General features: G+C 40.9%; 15 protein-coding genes and 2 pseudogenes. 4 read left to right on the forward strand and 13 right to left on the reverse strand.

Going from position 1 to position 19,490, the window contains the following annotated elements; translation table 11 throughout:
- Positions 1-497: 497 nt before the first annotated feature.
- From GRQ40_RS09605 to GRQ40_RS09635, 8 genes and pseudogenes are all read right to left on the reverse strand, one after another.
- On the reverse strand, positions 498-1,958 hold the full coding sequence (locus GRQ40_RS09605) for a SpoIIE family protein phosphatase (protein WP_159719863.1): 1,461 nt from the start codon (positions 1,956-1,958) through the stop codon (positions 498-500).
- Positions 1,959-2,197: 239 nt separating this feature from the next.
- On the reverse strand, positions 2,198-4,303 hold the full coding sequence (locus tag GRQ40_RS09610; protein WP_159719864.1) for a heavy metal translocating P-type ATPase: 2,106 nt from the start codon (positions 4,301-4,303) through the stop codon (positions 2,198-2,200).
- A gap of 161 nt (positions 4,304-4,464) precedes the next feature.
- Complete coding sequence (locus GRQ40_RS09615) at positions 4,465-4,932, reverse strand: DinB family protein (RefSeq protein ID WP_044741627.1); 468 nt, start codon at positions 4,930-4,932, stop codon at positions 4,465-4,467.
- Between the two features lie 34 nt (positions 4,933-4,966).
- Positions 4,967-5,178, reverse strand: a pseudogene (locus GRQ40_RS18995) (IS1595 family transposase); the annotation flags it as partial.
- An 8-nt stretch (positions 5,179-5,186) separates the two neighbouring features.
- Positions 5,187-5,478 (reverse strand): annotated as a pseudogene (locus GRQ40_RS09620) (ArsR/SmtB family transcription factor).
- Positions 5,479-5,877: 399 nt separating this feature from the next.
- The gene (locus GRQ40_RS09625; RefSeq protein ID WP_159719865.1) at positions 5,878-7,590 is read right to left on the reverse strand and encodes a DUF6449 domain-containing protein; all 1,713 of its coding nucleotides are present in this window, start codon (positions 7,588-7,590) and stop codon (positions 5,878-5,880) included.
- Positions 7,565-8,464 (reverse strand): ABC transporter ATP-binding protein, encoded by a 900-nt coding sequence (locus GRQ40_RS09630; protein ID WP_044741630.1) that lies wholly within the window; start codon positions 8,462-8,464, stop codon positions 7,565-7,567. The genes GRQ40_RS09625 and GRQ40_RS09630 overlap by 26 nt, the downstream gene beginning before the upstream one ends.
- Positions 8,461-8,847, reverse strand: coding sequence for a GntR family transcriptional regulator (locus GRQ40_RS09635; RefSeq protein ID WP_044741631.1), 387 nt, complete (start codon positions 8,845-8,847; stop codon positions 8,461-8,463). The genes GRQ40_RS09630 and GRQ40_RS09635 overlap by 4 nt, the downstream gene beginning before the upstream one ends.
- Positions 8,848-9,673: 826 nt before the next feature.
- Between GRQ40_RS09635 and GRQ40_RS09640 the strand changes: the two genes are divergently transcribed.
- Positions 9,674-10,924 carry a sensor histidine kinase gene (locus tag GRQ40_RS09640; RefSeq protein WP_159719866.1) on the forward strand — a complete coding sequence of 417 codons (1,251 nt, stop codon included), beginning with the start codon at positions 9,674-9,676 and terminating at the stop codon, positions 10,922-10,924.
- A 317-nt stretch (positions 10,925-11,241) separates the two neighbouring features.
- Here the strand turns inward: GRQ40_RS09640 and GRQ40_RS09645 are convergent, their stop codons facing one another.
- The gene (locus tag GRQ40_RS09645; RefSeq protein ID WP_159719867.1) at positions 11,242-12,147 is read right to left on the reverse strand and encodes a DMT family transporter; all 906 of its coding nucleotides are present in this window, start codon (positions 12,145-12,147) and stop codon (positions 11,242-11,244) included.
- 25 nt (positions 12,148-12,172) lie between these two features.
- Complete coding sequence (locus tag GRQ40_RS09650) at positions 12,173-13,048, reverse strand: DMT family transporter (RefSeq protein ID WP_066149034.1); 876 nt, start codon at positions 13,046-13,048, stop codon at positions 12,173-12,175.
- A 281-nt stretch (positions 13,049-13,329) separates the two neighbouring features.
- Here GRQ40_RS09650 and GRQ40_RS09655 point away from each other — a divergent pair, with 281 nt between their 5' ends.
- From GRQ40_RS09655 to GRQ40_RS09665, 3 genes are read left to right on the forward strand one after another with little or no spacing between them, the layout of a single operon-like run.
- On the forward strand, positions 13,330-14,418 hold the full coding sequence (locus GRQ40_RS09655) for an endospore germination permease (protein ID WP_159719868.1): 1,089 nt from the start codon (positions 13,330-13,332) through the stop codon (positions 14,416-14,418).
- The gene (locus GRQ40_RS09660) at positions 14,418-15,944 is read left to right on the forward strand and encodes a spore germination protein (RefSeq protein ID WP_159719869.1); all 1,527 of its coding nucleotides are present in this window, start codon (positions 14,418-14,420) and stop codon (positions 15,942-15,944) included. The genes GRQ40_RS09655 and GRQ40_RS09660 overlap by 1 nt, the downstream gene beginning before the upstream one ends.
- Positions 15,944-17,083 carry a Ger(x)C family spore germination protein gene (locus GRQ40_RS09665; RefSeq protein WP_159719870.1) on the forward strand — a complete coding sequence of 380 codons (1,140 nt, stop codon included), beginning with the start codon at positions 15,944-15,946 and terminating at the stop codon, positions 17,081-17,083. Before GRQ40_RS09660 ends, GRQ40_RS09665 begins: the two co-directional genes overlap by 1 nt.
- A gap of 213 nt (positions 17,084-17,296) precedes the next feature.
- On the opposite strand, the gene GRQ40_RS09670 is transcribed toward GRQ40_RS09665, so the two are convergent.
- From GRQ40_RS09670 to GRQ40_RS09680, 3 genes are all read right to left on the reverse strand, one after another.
- Positions 17,297-17,503: a DUF6501 family protein gene (locus GRQ40_RS09670; protein ID WP_159719871.1), complete on the reverse strand. Its 207-nt coding sequence runs from the start codon at positions 17,501-17,503 to the stop codon at positions 17,297-17,299.
- 44 nt (positions 17,504-17,547) lie between these two features.
- Positions 17,548-17,718 (reverse strand): DUF2639 domain-containing protein, encoded by a 171-nt coding sequence (locus tag GRQ40_RS09675; RefSeq protein WP_082741684.1) that lies wholly within the window; start codon positions 17,716-17,718, stop codon positions 17,548-17,550.
- A 174-nt stretch (positions 17,719-17,892) separates the two neighbouring features.
- On the reverse strand, positions 17,893-19,443 hold the full coding sequence (locus GRQ40_RS09680; protein ID WP_370514203.1) for a DHA2 family efflux MFS transporter permease subunit: 1,551 nt from the start codon (positions 19,441-19,443) through the stop codon (positions 17,893-17,895).
- Positions 19,444-19,490 lie beyond the last annotated feature (47 nt).

Genomic DNA, 19,490 nt, shown 5'->3' on the forward strand with positions numbered 1-19,490 from the left:
GTCTTCGACCGTAGTTCTTACAGCTCCCATGCGTTTCATCTTTCTTCTATATTTATCCAGTATATAAAACATTGTATCTAACATTATGGGCTGATCTTGATCCATAGCATTCTTCACTTTTTAGAAATTACTAACCATAAAACCATTTTTACGAATACATGTCCCTCATTAATAATCTTATGATGAACATATCAGAAGAGAAGTGAAAAGAAGCAGAGAGAAATAGCGGCAGTAAACGATTTATGAGGCAATGTTCCAGCAGTGAGACGTACAACAATCATCATCCAGTAAATATAATTTAGACAAAAAAAAAGTTTCAACAAAAAGTATGAAACTCATGCAACGCTTATCTAACAGCGCCACAACAATTAAAAAAGCAGCGGCAGCTATTCAAAAATAAGGAATGACAACAAAAAACAGGACAAACTTATCATTTATGCAATCTTTTTTTATCCTTGCTTTTCAGTGATTTCGCCGTGTGCAGCAACATCTATTAATCAATCCGTCGAGGCTTCGCCAATCGTCATGGAAAGCATACACACGTCATTTGCCGGGCGGTTCTCGCATATATGCTTATCAACAAGCAGTCGCAAAAATTGTTGATCAGATAAAGAACGATGTTCTTTCAAATCATGAAGAATGTGAATCATACTGGATAATGGGGACTGGTCAATTTCCCCTAAAATTCCATCTGTATATAAAAAAAGCCTTACCTGTTGATTATAATGAATCACTTCTTTTTTAAACGGAACAGAAAATGGACTGCCGATCGCCCATCCTCCTTGATCCATCTCAATAATTTCATTATTGGTTAATAAAAACCCGGAAGGATGGCCTGCATTTATATATTCAATTTGTTGCTTTTTTGTATCGATTACAGCATAAATCATTGAAAACAGTGAGGACATTTCTCTAGAGCTCTCGGGGAATAGGGTTTGTACATATTTTTCAAGCTCCGTCGCTACACAAGCGGGATCAGTAACACGAAGAATGAGCTCTCTTAATTGTGAGCGCAATAACATAATGATTAGAGAAGAGGAAAGTCCGCGGCACATAATGTCGATTATTATAACCCCAAAGCGAACCTCATCAATTCGATAGCAAGCATACATATCCCCAGATAATTCCTCCGATGGAATATAAACCGCATCCATCGTTATATCCTTCGTTTGAATCGGAGAAGTGAATATGCTTTGCTGAATGTTTTTGATCAGCTCTGAATTCTTTTGCTGCTCTCGTTCTTTTTGTTTGACCTTTGTTACATCCCTGATCGTCATAACATATCCTGTCGTTGCTCCAACTGAGTCCGTGACTGGAACGACTGAAAAAACAACATTCATCATCGTTGTATCTCTTTTTCTTGCTTCGCATTCCAAATCTAAAAGCCCCTCACCCCCTGTCTGACGAATCATTTTAGCCAGATCAAACAAATGGTATGAAAATAATGAAAGTAAAGGCCGGCCAATGATCTCTTCTTTTTTCCATCCGAATAATAATTCTGCTGCTTCGCTCCAGTGCTTGATCGTCATATCCTTATACAATGTAACAACAGCCATCATTGGTATTTTATAAATAGCGTTCAGTACGTTCTCGATTTCCAATATGTCAGAAAACTTCCATATGAATAAATTGTTTTGGCCATGATGATCTGCTAAACCATAGACGGTTAAACGTCTTAAAAGGAGCCCGTCTTGCAATTGATGCGAATGAACATTTCCGTCCCAATAGCCCTCCTTTAAAACATTTTCCCAAATGAGATGATAGGTGGAAATACTATAACTTTGCGTAAACAATAGATGAACAGGCTGGCCAATCAATTGCTGCTGGCGGTAGCCAATGGAGGCTAGCAGTATTTCATTCACAGCAACAATTCTAGCATCACGATTGGTAATGATGATTCCTTCCTGCCTATGAAAAATTTCTTCACTTTTCGACACATATACATGTTCTTTTTTCATTTAAAATCCGCCCTTTTCTATAATTTTTAGATAAAGCGTTATTTTATTCATTCTACAAATTTCTTGTTGTTTCCTTCTAAAAAATATATAAAATCAAAATGATAAGAGGATCACCCAATATGATCTATAGAATTCGGGCGGAAAAAATGGACATCTCAAAAGGCAAGTCTAAGGACTTGCCTTTGAACACCAAATCAATAAAAACCCTCTGTCCCTATGAGGTCCAGAGAGATTGCACGCTATATTCGCATTAAGCGCATTGAATTGAAAAGCACGATGAATGTTGCTCCCATATCTGCAAAAATCGCCATCCACAATGTAAGCCATCCAGGAACGATCAAAATTAAGGCTAAAAGCTTTAAAGATAAAGCTAAAACAATATTTTCTTTAATCATTCGCAGCGCTTTACGGCTTAGGCGAATGACATAAGGTAGTTGGCGAAGATCATCTCCCATTAACACAATATCCGCCGTTTCCAGAGCCACATCGGTTCCCCCTGTTCCCATCGCCACTCCAACATTGGCTGCTGCTAATGCTGGGGCATCATTAACTCCATCACCGATCATCGCCACTCGACCATATTTCTCTCTCATTTCTTTCATCACGCGAAGCTTATCTTCAGGAAGCAATTCTGCTTGTATTTCTGTGAGGCCAATTGAGCGGCCAACATATTCAGCCGTCACCCGATGATCTCCTGTGACTACTGTCAGCTGTTTTATTTTTTCTTTGCAAAGCTCTTGAATGGTATCGGCTGCATATTCACGAACTTGGTCAGAAACAGCCGCCACCCCTAGCAACTGATGCTCACTTCCCAGCACGACCACCGTATTTCCTGCCTGTTGAAGCTGCTGAATGGTAGCGTGAACTTCCTTCGATAACAGGTATTCTGAAAACAAAGCTGGGCTTCCAATATAATAGGTGATTCCGTCGACGGATGCAGAAGCTCCCTTTCCTGTAATCGAATAAAAATTCGTCACTTGACGCTCAGTGAATACAACACCTCGCTCTTGTGCTTTTCGCACAATGGCTGAAGCAATAGGGTGCTGAGAATATTTTTCAATCGCAGCCGCAATCTGAAGCCATTCTTCTTCCGTGACATGATTAGAAAATAAACGAATAGCTGCGACTTCTGGCGTTCCTTTTGTCAAAGTTCCCGTTTTATCAAAAGCGATAGCTGCGATTTTTCCCATTTCTTCCAAATAAATTCCGCCTTTAATAAGAATCCCGCGCCGTGCGGCATGACCGATAGCTGTGACAATAGCGACAGGAGTACTGATGACAAGCGCACATGGACAACCGACCACCAATACAGCTAATCCACGATAAACCCATGCTTCCCAACTTTCTTCGAACAGAAGAGGCGGCATCACAGCAACAATAAAAGCGATCAGCATAATCAGCGGAGTATAATAGCGGGCGAAGCGATCGACCAATTGTTGAGCAGGAGCCCGCTCGGCTTGAGCTTCTTCGACAAGATCAATCATTTTCGCCAGCATAGATTCGCTGCGTTTTTTCGTAACTTTGACCTCTAATGCCCCTTCCTCATTAATAGTTCCAGCATACACCTCGTCATTCACACTTTTATAAACAGGCATTGATTCTCCTGTAATGGTCGCTTCATTAACGGCTGAGGCCCCGTGCACAACAATGCCGTCTGCCGCAATCTTTTGTCCTGGCTTGACAATCATAATATCATCAATCTCCAATTCATCAACATCGACTTCATATTCCTGATTCCCTTTGCGAACCATCGCCTTTTTTGGTGCAGCATCAATCAAGTACTGAATTGAACGACGAGACCGATCCATTGCATAGCGCTCCAGCGCTTCACTGATAGCAAACAAAAGTACAACAACGGCTCCTTCTTTCCACTCTCCGATAAAAGCTGCCCCGATGATCGCAATTGTCATCAGTGTTTTCATATCAAAGCGGAAATGCCATAAATTTAGCAATCCCACTCGAAGCAAATCATAACCGCCCACAGCAATTGCTAAGGCAAATGCTCCAACCGCAAGCCATTCGCTTTCTTTCATCCATAAAGAAGCTGCATATCCCACCATAAGAAAGCATGCAGAAATCAAAGCCAACACAGTAGCCCGTGTTTGCCAAAATTTTGGCGCCGATAACTGCGTTTGGGCGTGCTCTGGAATGAGACGAATTCCGTCAAAGGCTCCCGCTTTCTCCAACTCTCCAATCGAGGCCTCGCCAATAACGGTCAGTTTGGCGGCTCCAAAATTCACATGTGCCTCTTTTACCGTCGCAATTGCTTTGACGTTTTGTTCAAATTTTGCTGCACAATTCACACAGGAAAGTCCTTGAAGACGATATACATGTCTATTTCCCATCTCCTTCCTCCTCTCCTACATGCATAAGAGCCATCGATACCAATTGATAAAGGTGCTCACCTTTAACGAATGGCTCTGTTTTCTTTTAATGTTGATTTTTGACCAGAATAAAACTGCTCACTAAAAAAGCGGCTAATTCAAACCGATTACTTGCCCTTGATTCACATTGTAAACAACCCTCTACCAATTACATTTGCTGATATTGGTTGAATCCCAATCTCTCTTGCCCATATGGATAGCTGACCCATATGATGAATTTCATGTGCAATTACATGGCGTAATATTTCACCTTTTGTATAACGCCCTTCAGTCCATGGAACAGTCACAATTTCGTTTTCTAAATCATTTGACCAAGCATCAAGGAACGACTTTGTCTCTTGCACCCAAGAATCTGAAAGTTTCTTTACTTGTTCCAGTGTTTTATAGTTCTCATATTGGACTTGGATATCTGGTTTACCTTGTATTCCACGAATCCAGCTATATTCTACGTCTGAAATATGGAAAAGTGTATAAAGAATGCTGCCTACTCCACCAATTCGATTACGCAACAATTCTTCATTTGGGACTTGCTTGCATAGTTCAAACCATTCATCTCTTACCATCCAGTTATAATAAAACAGTTTTATCAACGTATTCGCTCCCTATCAGCAATGTAGTCGTTTTTCACGAAGAAAATGATCTCTGTCTTAGTTTGGAATTTGTTTCTTTTACAGTAAACAGGCAAGAATTGACCAACATGTTCTTCCTGTTTGACGTTGTGTTTTCATTTTCCTTACTGTCTAAATAACGAAACCAAGCCAGGTAATGCTGCAAATACTTAAGTTGCAACACCCATTAAAGCGGTCCATCCATTTCTTCAAGCGGCTGTGGTAACTAATGTGGTTTAAACATAGCCTAACGAATAAAACACAAGCTTTCCTTCTTTTCGGTGCTTAGCAATCCCCATATCACGAAGAACGCGCAAATGATGCGAGGCTGTTGCTACGGTCGCGTCAATTATAGGAACAACATCGCAAACACATAATTCTTTCTCCAATGTAAGCGCATAAGCAATTTTTAAACGAGTGGCATCCGATAAAGCTTTAAACAGCTGTTCGACTCCTTCAATCTTGTCCCTTTACAGCTGCTACTTTTTTCTCATCAAAGCAAAACACTTCACATATGTCGCGAACCATTTTATCCTCTCATTCAAATGTTCATTTGAATATAGTATATATAATAGGCAAACAATCGGTCCATTCATTTTGCTTTTTATTTCTCTCCCGCTTACATGGCGTTTCAAAGTGGAAAGCTTAAACAAAAATCAATAAAAAACAAGGCGCTATGGCCTTGTTTGTTTTTGGCTCATTGAACAAAGATCAAGCGCATTCATAGCTAGATGACGCGCTGATCGCTGAAAATCATTGTTCTGCTTGCCTAAGCGACTATGCGGATAACAAGCCAATCCGCCCATTTGAAGAAAATAAAACGTGTGACGGAAGTTTGAGCCATGCCGCTTCCAGATCCTTTCATAAACTCGCACCCGTCGATCCTTATTTCTTTGCTCTTCTCAGTTTAGCCAATCGTTTTTGTTGCTACCTGTGATTGGGAAGTAATTTTTGCCGGGACAGCCACTTCTCGATATTGGCATATGTTTTTTTCCACGTAACATAAATAATATCTCCATCGCTTTGGAGTAACTCAATCGTTCCCCATGATTCATAGTTTTTCAGTATGGATTCCGCACTTTCCTGTCTCAGATCGTTTTTTAATCCTTCCATAAATCCGCTTATCTCCTTTGGATCGCTGAGCACGATTTCTTTGAATCTTTCATCTCCCATCATAATAGTTACTTGACGGATTGGCGCCACTTCTTTTTCTCGCAAAATAAAATAGTAATTTTGCTTATATTCATTTGATTCAATGATCTGTTTATAAAAAGGCATGTATGGATCGGTAGGCACATCGTATACCCGAATGAGGCGATCCCCATTTTTCAAAACATATCCGATGACGACACGTTTAGTATCGGCAAACGGTGAAGGCAGTGTCGGCTTATTGGCAATGAGTTGTTCATGAAAAATATAGACATTTTGAATATTTTCTTTACTACTTAAAAATTGATTGGGTTGCTCTATCAATGAATGATTTTCCCTTTGCTGCGTATCTATGTCAAATCGAGACACAGAATCACCAAAGTATACCTTTTCAATATCGGCGAGCTTTGGCATTCGTTTTTCATATCCTGTCAGATCAAAATAAAGAACAGTGCCAACAAGCAGCATAGGCAGCAAAAAGTAGACATATCCTTTCCATTTATGAAAGACGCGCCATGTTTTCTCGATCACCATCTCCGCAACCAAAAATCCGATAATGGAGAAGACCATATAACCAAATAGAATCCAGCCGAAGCTGCCATTCATTACTTCTCTAAAGTATATCCCCCCAACAAGCATGAAGCAGAAAGGGACCCCAAATAAAAACACCGGGCGCAATATCGGAAAAGCAAGCGCCTGATTGGCTGCTTCACTAGGACGCTTCTTATACATCCATAACGCCATGACGATGCATAATCCTGTTAAAAAGAGGTAGCCTATCGCTTCTTGTAAGCTAAAATCTCGCATGCTCAGCTCTATAAATCGAATAAATGGAACGATTTTCTCTATATTAGCATTTAAATAATAATCAGCAGCAAAACCGGCTAATACATATCTCATATTCGTTAATACGAGAACAAAAATTCCTGCTGGAAATAAAAATAAAATGTAGGCAAATATACCTTGAAGCACCGAAATTCCTGTCAGCATTCCGACAAAAACACTAACAGCAAACACAAACATTTCCATCAAAAATACTTCCGCTACCCATAGTACAATTTCAGTCGACGCAATGTGATCAAGTGGCAGCCAATAACATAAAACAGCCACTACTAAAGCGGTAAAAACAAGTGGAACAAGCAGGATCATCCCGCCGAGCATCATATGTTGTGTAAATAATGATTCACGACGAAACGGTAAACTATGCATATAGTCAGCCGACTGTTTTACTTGCATATAGCGAAACAAAAAAATCCCTAGCAAAACCGGAATCGTAAAAACGAGCATTCCTTGAAACGGCGCGGAAATATCAAATACATTTTTAAGACCTCTGAGATAATTTAATTGATTTTTGCCATTTGTATAGGCCATCATAATCGGAAGTGGAACCATTGCTAATAATAGAAGCAAATGGACAATCGCAATCCAGCCAATATTCCGAAAGTGCTGCAGCCAGATAGAACGGTTAAACCATAACGCTTTCGATAGCATACCCGACCCTCCCCATTTCATAAACAAAAATTTCTTCTAAAGTAAGCGGTAGTACATCAAAAATGACTGGCGCAAATCGCTGAATATACGCATCCACTTCTTCACGATTGCCTCGAACAATGCATAAAAGGACACTGCCTCGCTGCTCTTGATAAACGACTTGCAAACCGGTAAGAAAAGAAGAAGGAATACCGTCGCGAAAAGCAACTTGAATTTTATGAACATCTGCTTTTAAATCATCAATCTCCCTCTCCATAATCATTTCACCATTGTGCAAAATACCGACATGATCACAAAGATCTTCAACCTCTCTCAAGTTATGCGATGAAATGAAAACCGTCATATTCCGCTCCGCCACATCCTGTACAAGTAAGTTTTTCATCTTTTTTCTCATCACGGCATCCAACCCGTCAAAAGGTTCGTCAAGAATCAATACATCCGGCATAACGGAAAAGGCGAGCCAAAATGCTGCTTGGCGCTGCATTCCTTTCGACATGCGTTGAATTTTTTGCTGTACATCGATCGAAAACCATTCCTGTAGCTGCCAAAATCGTTCTTCATTCCAGCCAGGATAAACGTCTCTATAAAATTGTGCCATTTGCTGGATTGTAGCATGTGGAAAAAAATAGGGGTTATCAGGTAAAAAAAGCAGTTTCTTCTTTAGCTTAACATTTTCAAAAATCGGTTCTCCCTCAATAAAAATATCGCCGTCGTCCGGTTTATAAATGCCGGCAAGCATCTTTAACAACGTTGTTTTTCCGGCACCATTTGAACCGAGAAGTCCATAAATCGAGCCTTTTTGAACATGCAGACTTACATCTTTGACCGCTTCTACCTGTTCAAATCCTTTGCGGACATGATGAATTTCAATCATCGCGGATCTCCTCCTCCTGCTATTTGTTCCGCTTCATCTACTAGAGATAAAATGGCATCTTTCTTCATTCCAATATAGAACGCCTCACATAAAAGCTTCAGCAACTGCTGCTTAGCTGTCTCTAATTTTTCACGACTGACTTCTTCCGGCTGTGTAGCGACAAAATGGCCTTTTCCGGGAATGGAGTAAATATAGCCTTGATGCTCAAGTTCACGATACGCTTTTTGAATCGTGTTCGGATTAATCGTTAGCTCCTTCGCTAATAATCTGACAGACGGCAGCTGTTCGTTTGGGCCCCACACTTCATGAATAATGAATTCCTTTATTTTTTCAACTAATTGTTCATAAATTGGCTGACGACTGCGAATATCAAGTTCAAACATCTCCCCTCCTCCTTTCTCACGTCTGTACTAACTGTAATATATATCATAGTACAGTTGAGCTAAAAAAGCAACTTTTCTTAATAAAAAACTTTATTCATCAACTCATATCCCAAAATCAACGGATGTAATAGAATGTTAACAAATTATAAATCGAGCCTGCTTCACTTCATAAAAGCGGCTTGCTTCTTCTACCTTTCTCTCCTATCATCAGGAGGATATTTCCTGTGATATAAGAAAGATGTTTCATCATTCACTCCTCCATATGACCCTCGTACGGTCATATAGGAACACTTAAATAATCGACATGCGGCACAAAACGAGCAGAAAGAACAGCAAAGAAGGATTTACGGATGTTGAAAAATTAGCTGGATAGAACCGTGACTTGCCTCTGTCCGTAAAAAATAGGATTCTACTTTTGATGTCTCATCTTCTCATGGTATCTATAACCCGATATACATAAGCATATAAGTCGACTGAAAAAGATGAAAGGGGTGGGCTTCTACATGGAAGCATCCGTCTGTATTTATATACATACAGCAAATGAAGCAAAGTTTTGGCTTTCTCATCCCTCTTCTGGGATGATTTCCCAGACCTGCCTTTTATATCAAAGACAATGATGAGTGCTTTGTCTGCCGTTTATTTAAAAAACGAATAGGCTACTGGTGGAATTCGGGAAAATGCAAGAGAAGCCAAACCGCTCATTTGTAAATAAGAGATTCAAAAATTCTTTAAACAATTTCTTTGCTTATTAGGAAAGGCTATTTTCATTCCTTCTTCTTTTCGTATAATTATTATTGTTAGAGTTCATTAGTTAGGGGATCTAATAATGGGGGCATATATCAACCAAAACCTTTTAAACAACTTATTCTACATTTTATCTAGCATTTTTATCTATTATTTCATCTATGATCACGGTAAGCTTTGGAAAGAAAATTCTCGCCAAAACCAATGGCTTTTTATAGCTTGTACAGGCTTTTCCCTATTGTTATGTATGAAATTTCCCATTTACATCGCAGATAATTGCATCCACGATTTACGGCAAATTCCTTTCTTAATTGGTACACTGTATGGAGGAGGAATAGCTGGCAGCGCATTGCTTTTTATTTTGCTGATTGTTCGGTCTGTTTTTTATGGATTTCAATTTTTAACTGTCGTCGTTTATGTAACGATGTTTATCGTGGCAGCCCTTGTCTCTCCCGCTTTTCAGCGATTAAACCGGACGAGCAAGCTATATACTTCGGTCTGCCTGACCTTTTTTCTCGCTGTTTTGACAACAGGAATTGCGATAGCCATCTCTGATTTTCAAGTGACTCAATCTTATATTGTCGATTTTATTCTCATCCCTCCGTTCGGAATGTTGTTTGTTGTTTACATTATGGAAACATTGAAGGAAGCAATTATCATGCGGTCGAAGCTCATTAAAGTAGAAAAAATGGAAATCGTCAGCCAGCTTGCTGCAAGCATTTCCCACGAGGTGCGCAATCCATTGACTGTCGTGAAAGGCTTTATTCAATTAATGAAATCACAGTCTGTTCCAAAGGAGACTCAAGACGAATACATGCATATTGCTCTTGAGGAGATTCATCGGGCGGAGACGATTATTAATGATTATTTAACATTTGCTAAGCCATCGACCAATAAAACAGAACCATTAATGGTCGACCAGGAGCTATGCTATGTCATTCATATGCTTCAGCCGATCGCACAAATGAATGGAATCAAAATTGAAGAAAAGCTGCAGCCGGGGTCGATCATCGGTAATGCCCAGCACTTTCGACAATGTTTTCTTAACCTAATGAAAAATAGTATTGAAGCGATGCCAAACGGCGGTATACTCACTGTTTCATCAACGGTTCAAGAGAATGGGATTATTATTACCGTCCAGGATACAGGGATCGGCATGACCAAAGAACAAATCAGCCGTTTTGGTGAACCTTATTTTAGTACAAAGGAAAAAGGAACGGGATTAGGATCCATGGTTGCAGTCAAATTAATTGAGACGATGAACGGAACGTGGCAGATTCAAAGTGAAGTCGGCCACGGAACATTGACCACCATCATGTTTCCTAAAGCTTGATCCGCGTGAATGGATAGATCACGTCAATAGCCTTTTGCTCCTGATTTAACAACTTAAAGATCGAACGGTATGTGTAAAAATCCATGTTCTGATAAGGTCAAAGCCAAAAAACGATACCAACTTCAAGCATCATCACCAATTCTCTTGCTGCTTCATATAGAATTTATATCGAAAAAACATCTTGAACAAAAAAAGAAACATAGGGAGCAACTAAACTCCCTATGCTTCATCTTTCTCCATATACACAGTTATACGAAGCAGCCGAATACATGCGCGCGGCTTCCTTACTCTTGTTTCCGTCCTTAAGCACACAGATGCTATGAAATGCTTTTTTGCACCCTTTTAACTGAAAGCATCCCTACCGTGCCAATAATGCATAACGCCCCTACCATTTGCCATTCTCCAAAAGAAACATGCAAAAATACAAACGAGGCTGCCACAGCAGACAGCGGCTCTACGCTTGATAACAAGCTTGATTCTGTAGGCGATAAATGACGAATGCTTTCCACAAATAACAAAAAAGCAAGCAATGTGCCAAAAACAACAACAAATAGAATTAAAAGCCATGTATCCATTCCAAAAATGATATTCGTCGAAAAAACAGACGGGAGAATAAGGCACATCGCCGCTCCTCCAATCATCATGCCCCAGCCCACAACGATCAGCGAATTCCATTTTTTCAATAGCAGCGCAGATGACAATGTATAAAATGCTAGAGCTACGCCAGAAAGCACTCCCCAAATCACGGAAACCAATGAGACGGTTAGCTCATTGGCCGCTCCATTCGTCATTAGCAAAAATGTGCCAGCAATTGCAAGCAAAATGGCTCCGCTCGTTGTTTTAGACGGCTTTTGTCGTTCTTTTATGATGGAATATAGCACAATATAAATCGGCGCCAAATATTGCAACAATGTCGCGGTAGCGGCATTACCTGTAGCAATCGAAGCAAAATACGTATACTGCACGCCAAGCATTCCGATTAGGCCAAACCATAATAATGGCTTGGCGCTGCTTCTTTCTTTCCAAATCGACAAAGGATGCAACTTTTTATATGCACTTATAGCAAGCAAAGCGATCCCTGACAGCAGCATCCTTACCGCAACAAGCCATTCCGCCGTTACTTGCTTTTCTTGAAACAATACTTGCGCCGCCGTTCCAGACAATCCCCAAAGCGCCGCACCTGATATAACCATTATTAATCCTTTGGCACGACTCGACACCATTTCTCTCCTCCCATGTCGCCCAGAACTACTTCTTTTCGTCGAGCACAGCAATCACTACTCCGGCAATGATCAAAGCACCGCCATACCAAAATGCTTCACTCAGCCGTTCATGTAAAAATAACCAGCCAAATAGGGAACCGACAAGCGGCTGGAAAAAGAAAAATAAGGAACCGACTCCCGCATCCATCATTTCCATTCCCTTATTCCAAAGGAAAAAGGCTCCTGCTGTAGACACCACACCAAGATACAGAACACCAAAAACGATAGGCGGATGAAGCAAAAAAACAGATTGTCTCACAAGCTCCCATACCATCATTGGAGTGGTGCAAATAAGTGCCACAAAAATCGCGTAAGTTGTGATAACTAACGTTGAAAGTCGAGCGGAAGCGATCTTTACTAACACTGACAGCAGCGCCCAAGTAAGCGCTGCTCCGACCAATATCACACTGCCCCAAATCGATGATTCTTTTCCACCGCTGAGGCCAATGACAACAATGACCCCAGCTGTCGCTAACACAAGAGCTGCGATTTTTCTTACAGTGATCGCTTCATGCAGCAGCCAGCGAGCAAATAAAACAATAAAAGCCGGGGTAGCGGATGTAATGAGCGCTCCCGTATGCGCATCCGACAGTTTTGTTCCAATAAATTGCAGGGAGATAGAAATAAAATAGCCGATGACGCCGATCCAGCCAATCCACTTCCAATCATTTGCTTTCACAGAAACTCGCTTTTTTTGCAGCTGTAAGACGCCAAACAAAACGGTAAAAGCGATCACATAGCGCAACCACACCAGTGTAAACGGCGGAACATAGTCGAGCACATATTTACTGACGACATACATTCCTCCCCAAATGCTTGATGCAACCGATAAATACAAAGCCCCCATCAATGTTTTTTTCATCGTTTATCAACCTCCGTCTTTCGTTAAAGATCATTCTCTGCACGCAAGACGGAGCATACCTATACGCCAGCTTGCCCCGTCTTAGAAGCAAGCGGCTGGCTGATCGTTTTCAAACAATGTTCTTTTCATTCCTCTTCCTCCTCTGCCAAATTTATATTTTGTTTCATTGTATCAAATTTTTCTTTCTTTTCCACACCTATTTTTCGCAAAGAATATATTCTCCTTTACCGGGAAAAACTAGTATCCTAAATTCTCTGATTTCCGAAAGAAGGTGGCCGATTGTGAACCATTATCCGTTAAGCATCGTACAGGTGTTATTTATTTTTCTGTTATCCGTCGGATTGATGGACCACGTGATCGTCATCCCACTTTTATTGGATGCCGCCCATCGCGATGCGTGGATTTCAGCCATCTTAACACTTGGACTGTTGCCTGTATGGATGGTCCTCTTGTATTTCATTATGAAACAGTCCAAACAAACCAATTTATTCATCTGGCTTAAAAACGAATTCTCTAGCGTGATCGCATATATTGTGTCATTTTCCGGCACGTTATTATTAGTCATCATCAGTTATGTCACGTTAAAAGACACGGTTACATTCACAACAACAACGTATTTAACTTCAACACCAAGCTGGATCATTATCCTTTTATTAGTAGGACTTTGCTTTTACAACGCCTATCTAGGCATTGATTCCATCGCGAAAACATCCGGCATTGTTTTGCCGTTCGTCGTGATTTTTGGAGTTTTAGTCATGCTTTCTACGGTACCGCACAAAGACTATTCCTTGCTAAAGCCTATTATGGAAAACGGATGGGATCCGGTATTAAAGGGAATGATTTATACAGGGGCAGGCTATGCGGAAATTATCATGATCTTGTTTATGCAGCACCGTTTGCAGCCAAAATTTCCGTTTCTTGGACTTCTTTTTATTGGCATTTTCGCAGCCAGCTTAAGCATTGGCCCGACAATCGGCGCCATCATTGAATTTGGTCCAAGAAATGCAAGAGTATTACGTTATCCCGCCTTTGAGCAATGGCGGTTAGTGAAGTTAGGAACCTATATTGAACATATTGATTTCCTTTCCGTTTATCAATGGCTCTCAGGGGCATTTATTCGCATTTCATTTGCCACAGCCTTAATCCCTGAGTTGTTCGCGGTATCAAACAAACAAACACGGCGCTGGATTTTGATTTTTGTCTATGTGGTCATTTGTACTCTTTCACTTCTGCCTGTAAGTGATCCACAATTTTTATATGTATTAAATCACTTTATTTTACCATTCTCTTTATATTTCATGTTAAGCCTATCTGGCTTGCTCGGGATATTAGCATTCATTTCATACATAAAAACAAGGAGAGGATCATAATGCAAATTCCGTTACGAGCCGCACAATCCGCGCAAAAGAATAATGATCATAGCGGTAAAGAAACAATGTTGGTTACCGAAGAATCGCTTCGCTATTTTTACTCTAACTGTAAAGATGTGGCCATTCTGACATCTAAAATTCAACCAGCCAAAAGCAGCAGCGGATCGTTGACGCTTGTTTTTGTATATTGCGAGGAATTATGCGATACACGGCAGCTTAGGCAAGTGATTTTTCCGATGTTTCGTGAAATGTGCCGCGACTATCCTTGTCAAACGGTAGAGGAAATCGAGGCTAACAAATTGATGCCTATGGAGCTTCTTGGAAAAGAAGTAACGATTGATGATATGAACTATATTTTATTTAACGGTGATTTGCTCGTATATTTTCAAGAAGCGGACGTTTTATATTCGTTAACCCTGGCCAATCCGCCGAACCGAAACCCGGAAGAACCGAATACAGAAGTATCGATCAGAGGGGCAAAGGATGGATTTATCGAAGAAATTTCTAAAAACGTCGCGCTGATTCGCAAACGCGTCAAATCCCATCAACTATCTTATGAATTGTTTATTGTCGGGACAAGAAGTCAAACAAAAGTCGGGTTATTATATATTAAAGATATCGCCAATACGCAAATCATTGATGAAGCAAGAAGACGAATATTGAATCTCAATATTGATATTATGACAGGCACGAATCAGCTTGAAGAACTGCTTGGAGATCGCCGCTTTTCTTTATTTCCAACATTCAGTTACACCGGCAGAGCCGATTTTGCTGTCAGCTGTTTATTAAACGGTCGCTTTGTCCTCCTTGTCGACGGTGCGCCCACAGCAGCGATCGGTCCGGCGAATTTAACCTTTTTATTAAATACATCAGAGGATAACAACACCTCTTTTATCTTTGTTTTCTTCCAACGAATATTACGGCTGCTAGGGATTTCTTTAGCGATTTATCTGCCGGGATTTTGGGTTTGCTTAACGGCATTCCATCCTTATGAGCTGCCGTTTACCATGCTTGCTACAGTCGTTCTTTCCCGTCAGGGCGTCCCTCTTCCAGTCACATTGGAAATGTTTCTCATGCTTGGGTTGTTCGAAATTTTTAAGGAAGCCGGGATGCGGCTGCCGATCGCGATCGGGCAAACCTTATCTGTCGTTGGCGGGCTCATTATCGGGCAAGCGGCGATCGACGCTGGACTGGCCGCTCCCCCTACACTTGTCGTAACAGCGATTTCCGTCGTCGCTACATTTACGCTTGTCAATCAAAACTTATCCGGTGTCGTCACGTTATTGCGGTTTATCGTTCTTGTTTTTTCGGCGTTCTTCGGCTTATTCGGATTTATCGTTTCTCTCTTTTTGTTATTAACCTATGTAGCCAATATTACAACATTTGGAATCCCTTATTTAACACCGCTCTCGCCTCCTACACGCGATATTTTAAAAGTATTGACGACCATTGTTTGGAAAAGATTTAGAAATAGAGCGGAAGTAGTGTATCCAAGGGATAATACATCAAAAGGAGAGAACAACTAATGCTAAAACGTGCCATCCCCTTGCTGCTTTCTCTCACATTATTAACCGGATGCTGGGGAACAAAGGACATTGACCACATTGTCTATGTGCATGCGATGGGAGTGGATTATAAAGACCATAAATTTATCGTCTATGTGCAATTCATCAATTTTACCGGACTGGCTAAAACGAATGCTGGCGGCGGACAGCAAAGAGTAGATACAGCAGTAGGAAAAGCAACAGGAGAAACCTTTAATATTGTCACGGATAATATTTATCCTTCCATTCAGCAAATGGTATCATGGGGACAAATCAAAGGAATTGTCTTTACGGAGCGTGCTTTAAAGGCAAAGCCTGTTAAGGATGTTTTAGATTTGATTGATCGATATAATGAAATTCGCCATACATTATGGGTGTATGCAACAAAAGAACCATTAGACAAGCTTTTTTCTACCGTTCCATTATTGCAAACATCTGTTTATTTCTCCTTGCTCGGCAATCCGGAGGATATTTTCCAGCAAAGCTCTTTTATCCGGCCCATTCGTTTAAACCGCTTCGAATCCGATCTAAACGAACCGGGAAAAACCGCAAGAGTTCCTTATTTGGGAATTTCGGAAAAAACATGGGAAGAAAATCATCAAAAAAAGCCGATGCTTACCTTATCCGGCATCTGCTTTATGCGCCAGCACGAGGTGCAAAAATGCTTTAACCGGTCTAAAATTATGGGAATCCGCTGGGTAGAAGAAAAGATCTCTCGAACGCCCATTTATATAAAAAAAGGCAAAAAAGTCGTCGCCTCTGTTGTTGTACTTGGGCCAAAAGCAAAAATCGCTTACAAAATGAACAAAGGCACACCGGAATTTACCGTTGAACTCAAAGTACAAGGAAGCATTATTGAAGTATTACAGCCATTAACCGAAAAAGAGCTTATTGACCTTGCTCAAAAAACGATTGAAAAAGAGATCAAAGATTTATACGAGCTCGGACGAAAATATGATATTGACATGTTAAATTTGTCCGAGATATTGTATCGGGAAAACCCTGCTGCATGGAAAAGAATAACGGTAGACAAAGCCTTGCCGTTAAAGAAAGATACATTAAAAGATGTTAAAGTCAAGCTATCCATCAGTACCTCAGGAGAACGGAAGTTTACCAAATAGCCTGAAATAGCATTTTTGAATCCCTCTTCCTCTTGAACATCTCTTAAACAATGGGCCGCCTTTGCCGCATGAATGACGGCTAAATCAAACATATATTCTCGTTTCTGGCCACTGCTCTTTAGAATCATTCATTCCATCTGTGAAATGCGTTTATACAGATCGTTCCCATCAAGCTCAACATGAGATATATTTTGCTAATAAATAAAGAGGCGATTAATTCGCCTCTTTAAAATAATCTTTATAAAATCCTCCTACTTGGCCTGTGTTATCAACAATAAAGTAAAATTCTTCCGTTTCATTTTTTACGTCATACGTCTTTCCCTCAGTTAACACATGATTCACAACATATTTTTCTGCATTTGTATGTACACATGTTACTTTTTTGATCGTTGGGCGATTTAGCCATGTCTGATGAATCATTTCGTATTGCTCTCCTTTATTATAGGGTCATTGTTAGTTCTATTTTAAGCATTTTTTTCTTGTGAATCAACACGTTTGGCAGCATATTTTTGATACAGACCATATAAAACGGAAGCCTTGTACGCTTCTACCTTCTTCTGTCCGATCGGGTGGCGGCGAATGCCGATATCCTTTAATTGTTGAACAAGCCAGCCTTTTGAACCAAAATGGGCCATAAAAACTTCTCCTTTCTTTTTCCGCAACTTTTCCTATACTATATGTTCACCGCACATAGGATAGAACAAAAAAATGCGGAGAAGCTGTTTACGCTTCTCCGCATTTTTTGTTGTTCACAGCAAGGCAACAGAAGTGGTTTTCCGAAGCAAAGATCGGCTGCACTCCCCTTTTTGTTAAACCGATGAAGCGCGATCTTTGCTTTTCCCTTTTAAGAAAAACGATAAAATCAACGCTAAAAAAGCAAGTCCTGTTGCTACTATGAATGCATCGTTAATTCCTTCAACAGCTGAACGTTGCTGCACCATTCCGTACAACAGTTGAGTGACGGCTTCATCACTTGGGATGAAATGCTTCAATTGAGCAACTAGGTCTGCTATCGTCGGATTATTTAGTGTCATTTCATTTCGATAGCTTTCAGCGTGAAACTTGGAGCGATTCGACATAACCGTCACAAGAAAAGCAGTTCCCAAGGAAGAAGCGACTTGGCGCAGCGTATTCGCTGTTGCCGTTCCATGGCTATACAAATGACGCGGCAGCACATTCAATCCTGCCGTCATAATTGGCATCGATAGCATGGACATGCCAAACATCCGGAAAATGTACAGCCATAAAATATGCGAATAGGGTGTGTCCATCGTCAATCGGCTAAATTCCCATGTTGTAACAACTGTAATAACAAGCCCAACAATGGCTAGCCATCTAGCGCCAATTCGGTCAAAGATGGCTCCGGAAATCGGCGACATAATCGCCATGACAATGGCTCCCGGCAGTAAAAGCAAACCGGAGTCCAACGGAGTAAAACCGCGAAGATTTTGCAAATAAACCGGAAGCAGCACCATTGCGGCAAATAAAGCCATATTAATGACACAGCCAATGACAGTTGTTAAGGTGAAAATATTATATTTAAATACCCGTAAATTCAAAATAGGATGCTCCACTGTAAAGCAGCGCCATATAAACAGAACCAAGAAGATAGCACCAATGACAATGGAAACGGCTACCTCTGTATTCCCCCAGCCATTGCTTCCTGCTTCGCTAAAACCGTACAGCACTCCCCCAAAGCCGAGAGTGGAATAAATAGCTCCTCGAACATCCAACGTTGGATTGGCTGTTTTCGGCGTATTTTTCAGCCACATAAACGCTAAAATAATATCCACTATAGCAATTGGCAGAACAATATCGAACAACAGACGCCATGAATAATGCTCGACAATCCATCCTGATAACGTCGGGCCGACCGCTGGGGCAAACATCATTGCAATTCCCACGGTTCCCATTGCCATTCCCCGTTTTTCAGGAGGGAAAATATTCAGCATAATGACCATCATGAGCTGCATAATGATTCCCGCGCCAACCGCTTGAATTAAGCGTCCAGTTAAAATCACGCCAAAGGAAGGCGCCAAGGAGCAAACGAAGGCGCCAATCGCAAAAAACGCCATTCCTGAGAGAAACAGCTTTTTAGTTGGAAATTTCGCGATTAGAAATGGGCTGATCGGAATCAGGACGCCGTTAACTAGCATATATCCGGTAACAAGCCATTGGATTGTCGATGTTTCTACATTAAAATCATTCATCATGTGCGGCAATGCCACATTGATTAATGTTTGATTTAAAATGGCAACGAACGCGCCAAGCATGATGGTGACGACTACTTTCCCGCGGCTGCCTAACTCTTCTTGATGAGCTGAAACAGAAGGAGGCTGCCGCTGTTCTTCTGCCCCCATCGCCGGAGCTACAGCAACGTCCGTTTCATCGCTAAGTGCACGGGTAG

It is taken from the genome of Anoxybacillus sp. PDR2 (assembly GCF_009834045.1).
In the GTDB taxonomy this organism is placed as follows: Bacteria; Bacillota; Bacilli; order Bacillales; family Anoxybacillaceae; genus Anoxybacteroides; species Anoxybacteroides rupiense.

What these genes read in the sequence shown, in the direction of transcription:
- GRQ40_RS09650 (WP_066149034.1), bottom strand. Translation starts at nt 13,048, where the DNA reads ATGAAAAAAACATTGATGGGGGCTTTGTATTTATCGGTTGCATCAAGC.
- GRQ40_RS09635 (WP_044741631.1), bottom strand. Translation starts at nt 8,847, where the DNA reads ATGTTTGAACTTGATATTCGCAGTCGTCAGCCAATTTATGAACAATTA.
- GRQ40_RS09645 (WP_159719867.1), bottom strand. Translation starts at nt 12,147, where the DNA reads ATGGTGTCGAGTCGTGCCAAAGGATTAATAATGGTTATATCAGGTGCG.
- GRQ40_RS09660 (WP_159719869.1), top strand. Translation starts at nt 14,418, where the DNA reads ATGCAAATTCCGTTACGAGCCGCACAATCCGCGCAAAAGAATAATGAT.
- GRQ40_RS09610 (WP_159719864.1), bottom strand. Translation starts at nt 4,303, where the DNA reads ATGGGAAATAGACATGTATATCGTCTTCAAGGACTTTCCTGTGTGAAT.
- GRQ40_RS09625 (WP_159719865.1), bottom strand. Translation starts at nt 7,590, where the DNA reads ATGCTATCGAAAGCGTTATGGTTTAACCGTTCTATCTGGCTGCAGCAC.
- GRQ40_RS09630 (WP_044741630.1), bottom strand. Translation starts at nt 8,464, where the DNA reads ATGATTGAAATTCATCATGTCCGCAAAGGATTTGAACAGGTAGAAGCG.
- GRQ40_RS09665 (WP_159719870.1), top strand. Translation starts at nt 15,944, where the DNA reads ATGCTAAAACGTGCCATCCCCTTGCTGCTTTCTCTCACATTATTAACC.
- GRQ40_RS09670 (WP_159719871.1), bottom strand. Translation starts at nt 17,503, where the DNA reads ATGATTCATCAGACATGGCTAAATCGCCCAACGATCAAAAAAGTAACA.
- GRQ40_RS09640 (WP_159719866.1), top strand. Translation starts at nt 9,674, where the DNA reads ATGGGGGCATATATCAACCAAAACCTTTTAAACAACTTATTCTACATT.
- GRQ40_RS09605 (WP_159719863.1), bottom strand. Translation starts at nt 1,958, where the DNA reads ATGAAAAAAGAACATGTATATGTGTCGAAAAGTGAAGAAATTTTTCAT.
- GRQ40_RS09675 (WP_082741684.1), bottom strand. Translation starts at nt 17,718, where the DNA reads ATGGCCCATTTTGGTTCAAAAGGCTGGCTTGTTCAACAATTAAAGGAT.
- GRQ40_RS09680 (WP_370514203.1), bottom strand. Translation starts at nt 19,443, where the DNA reads ATGGGGGCAGAAGAACAGCGGCAGCCTCCTTCTGTTTCAGCTCATCAA.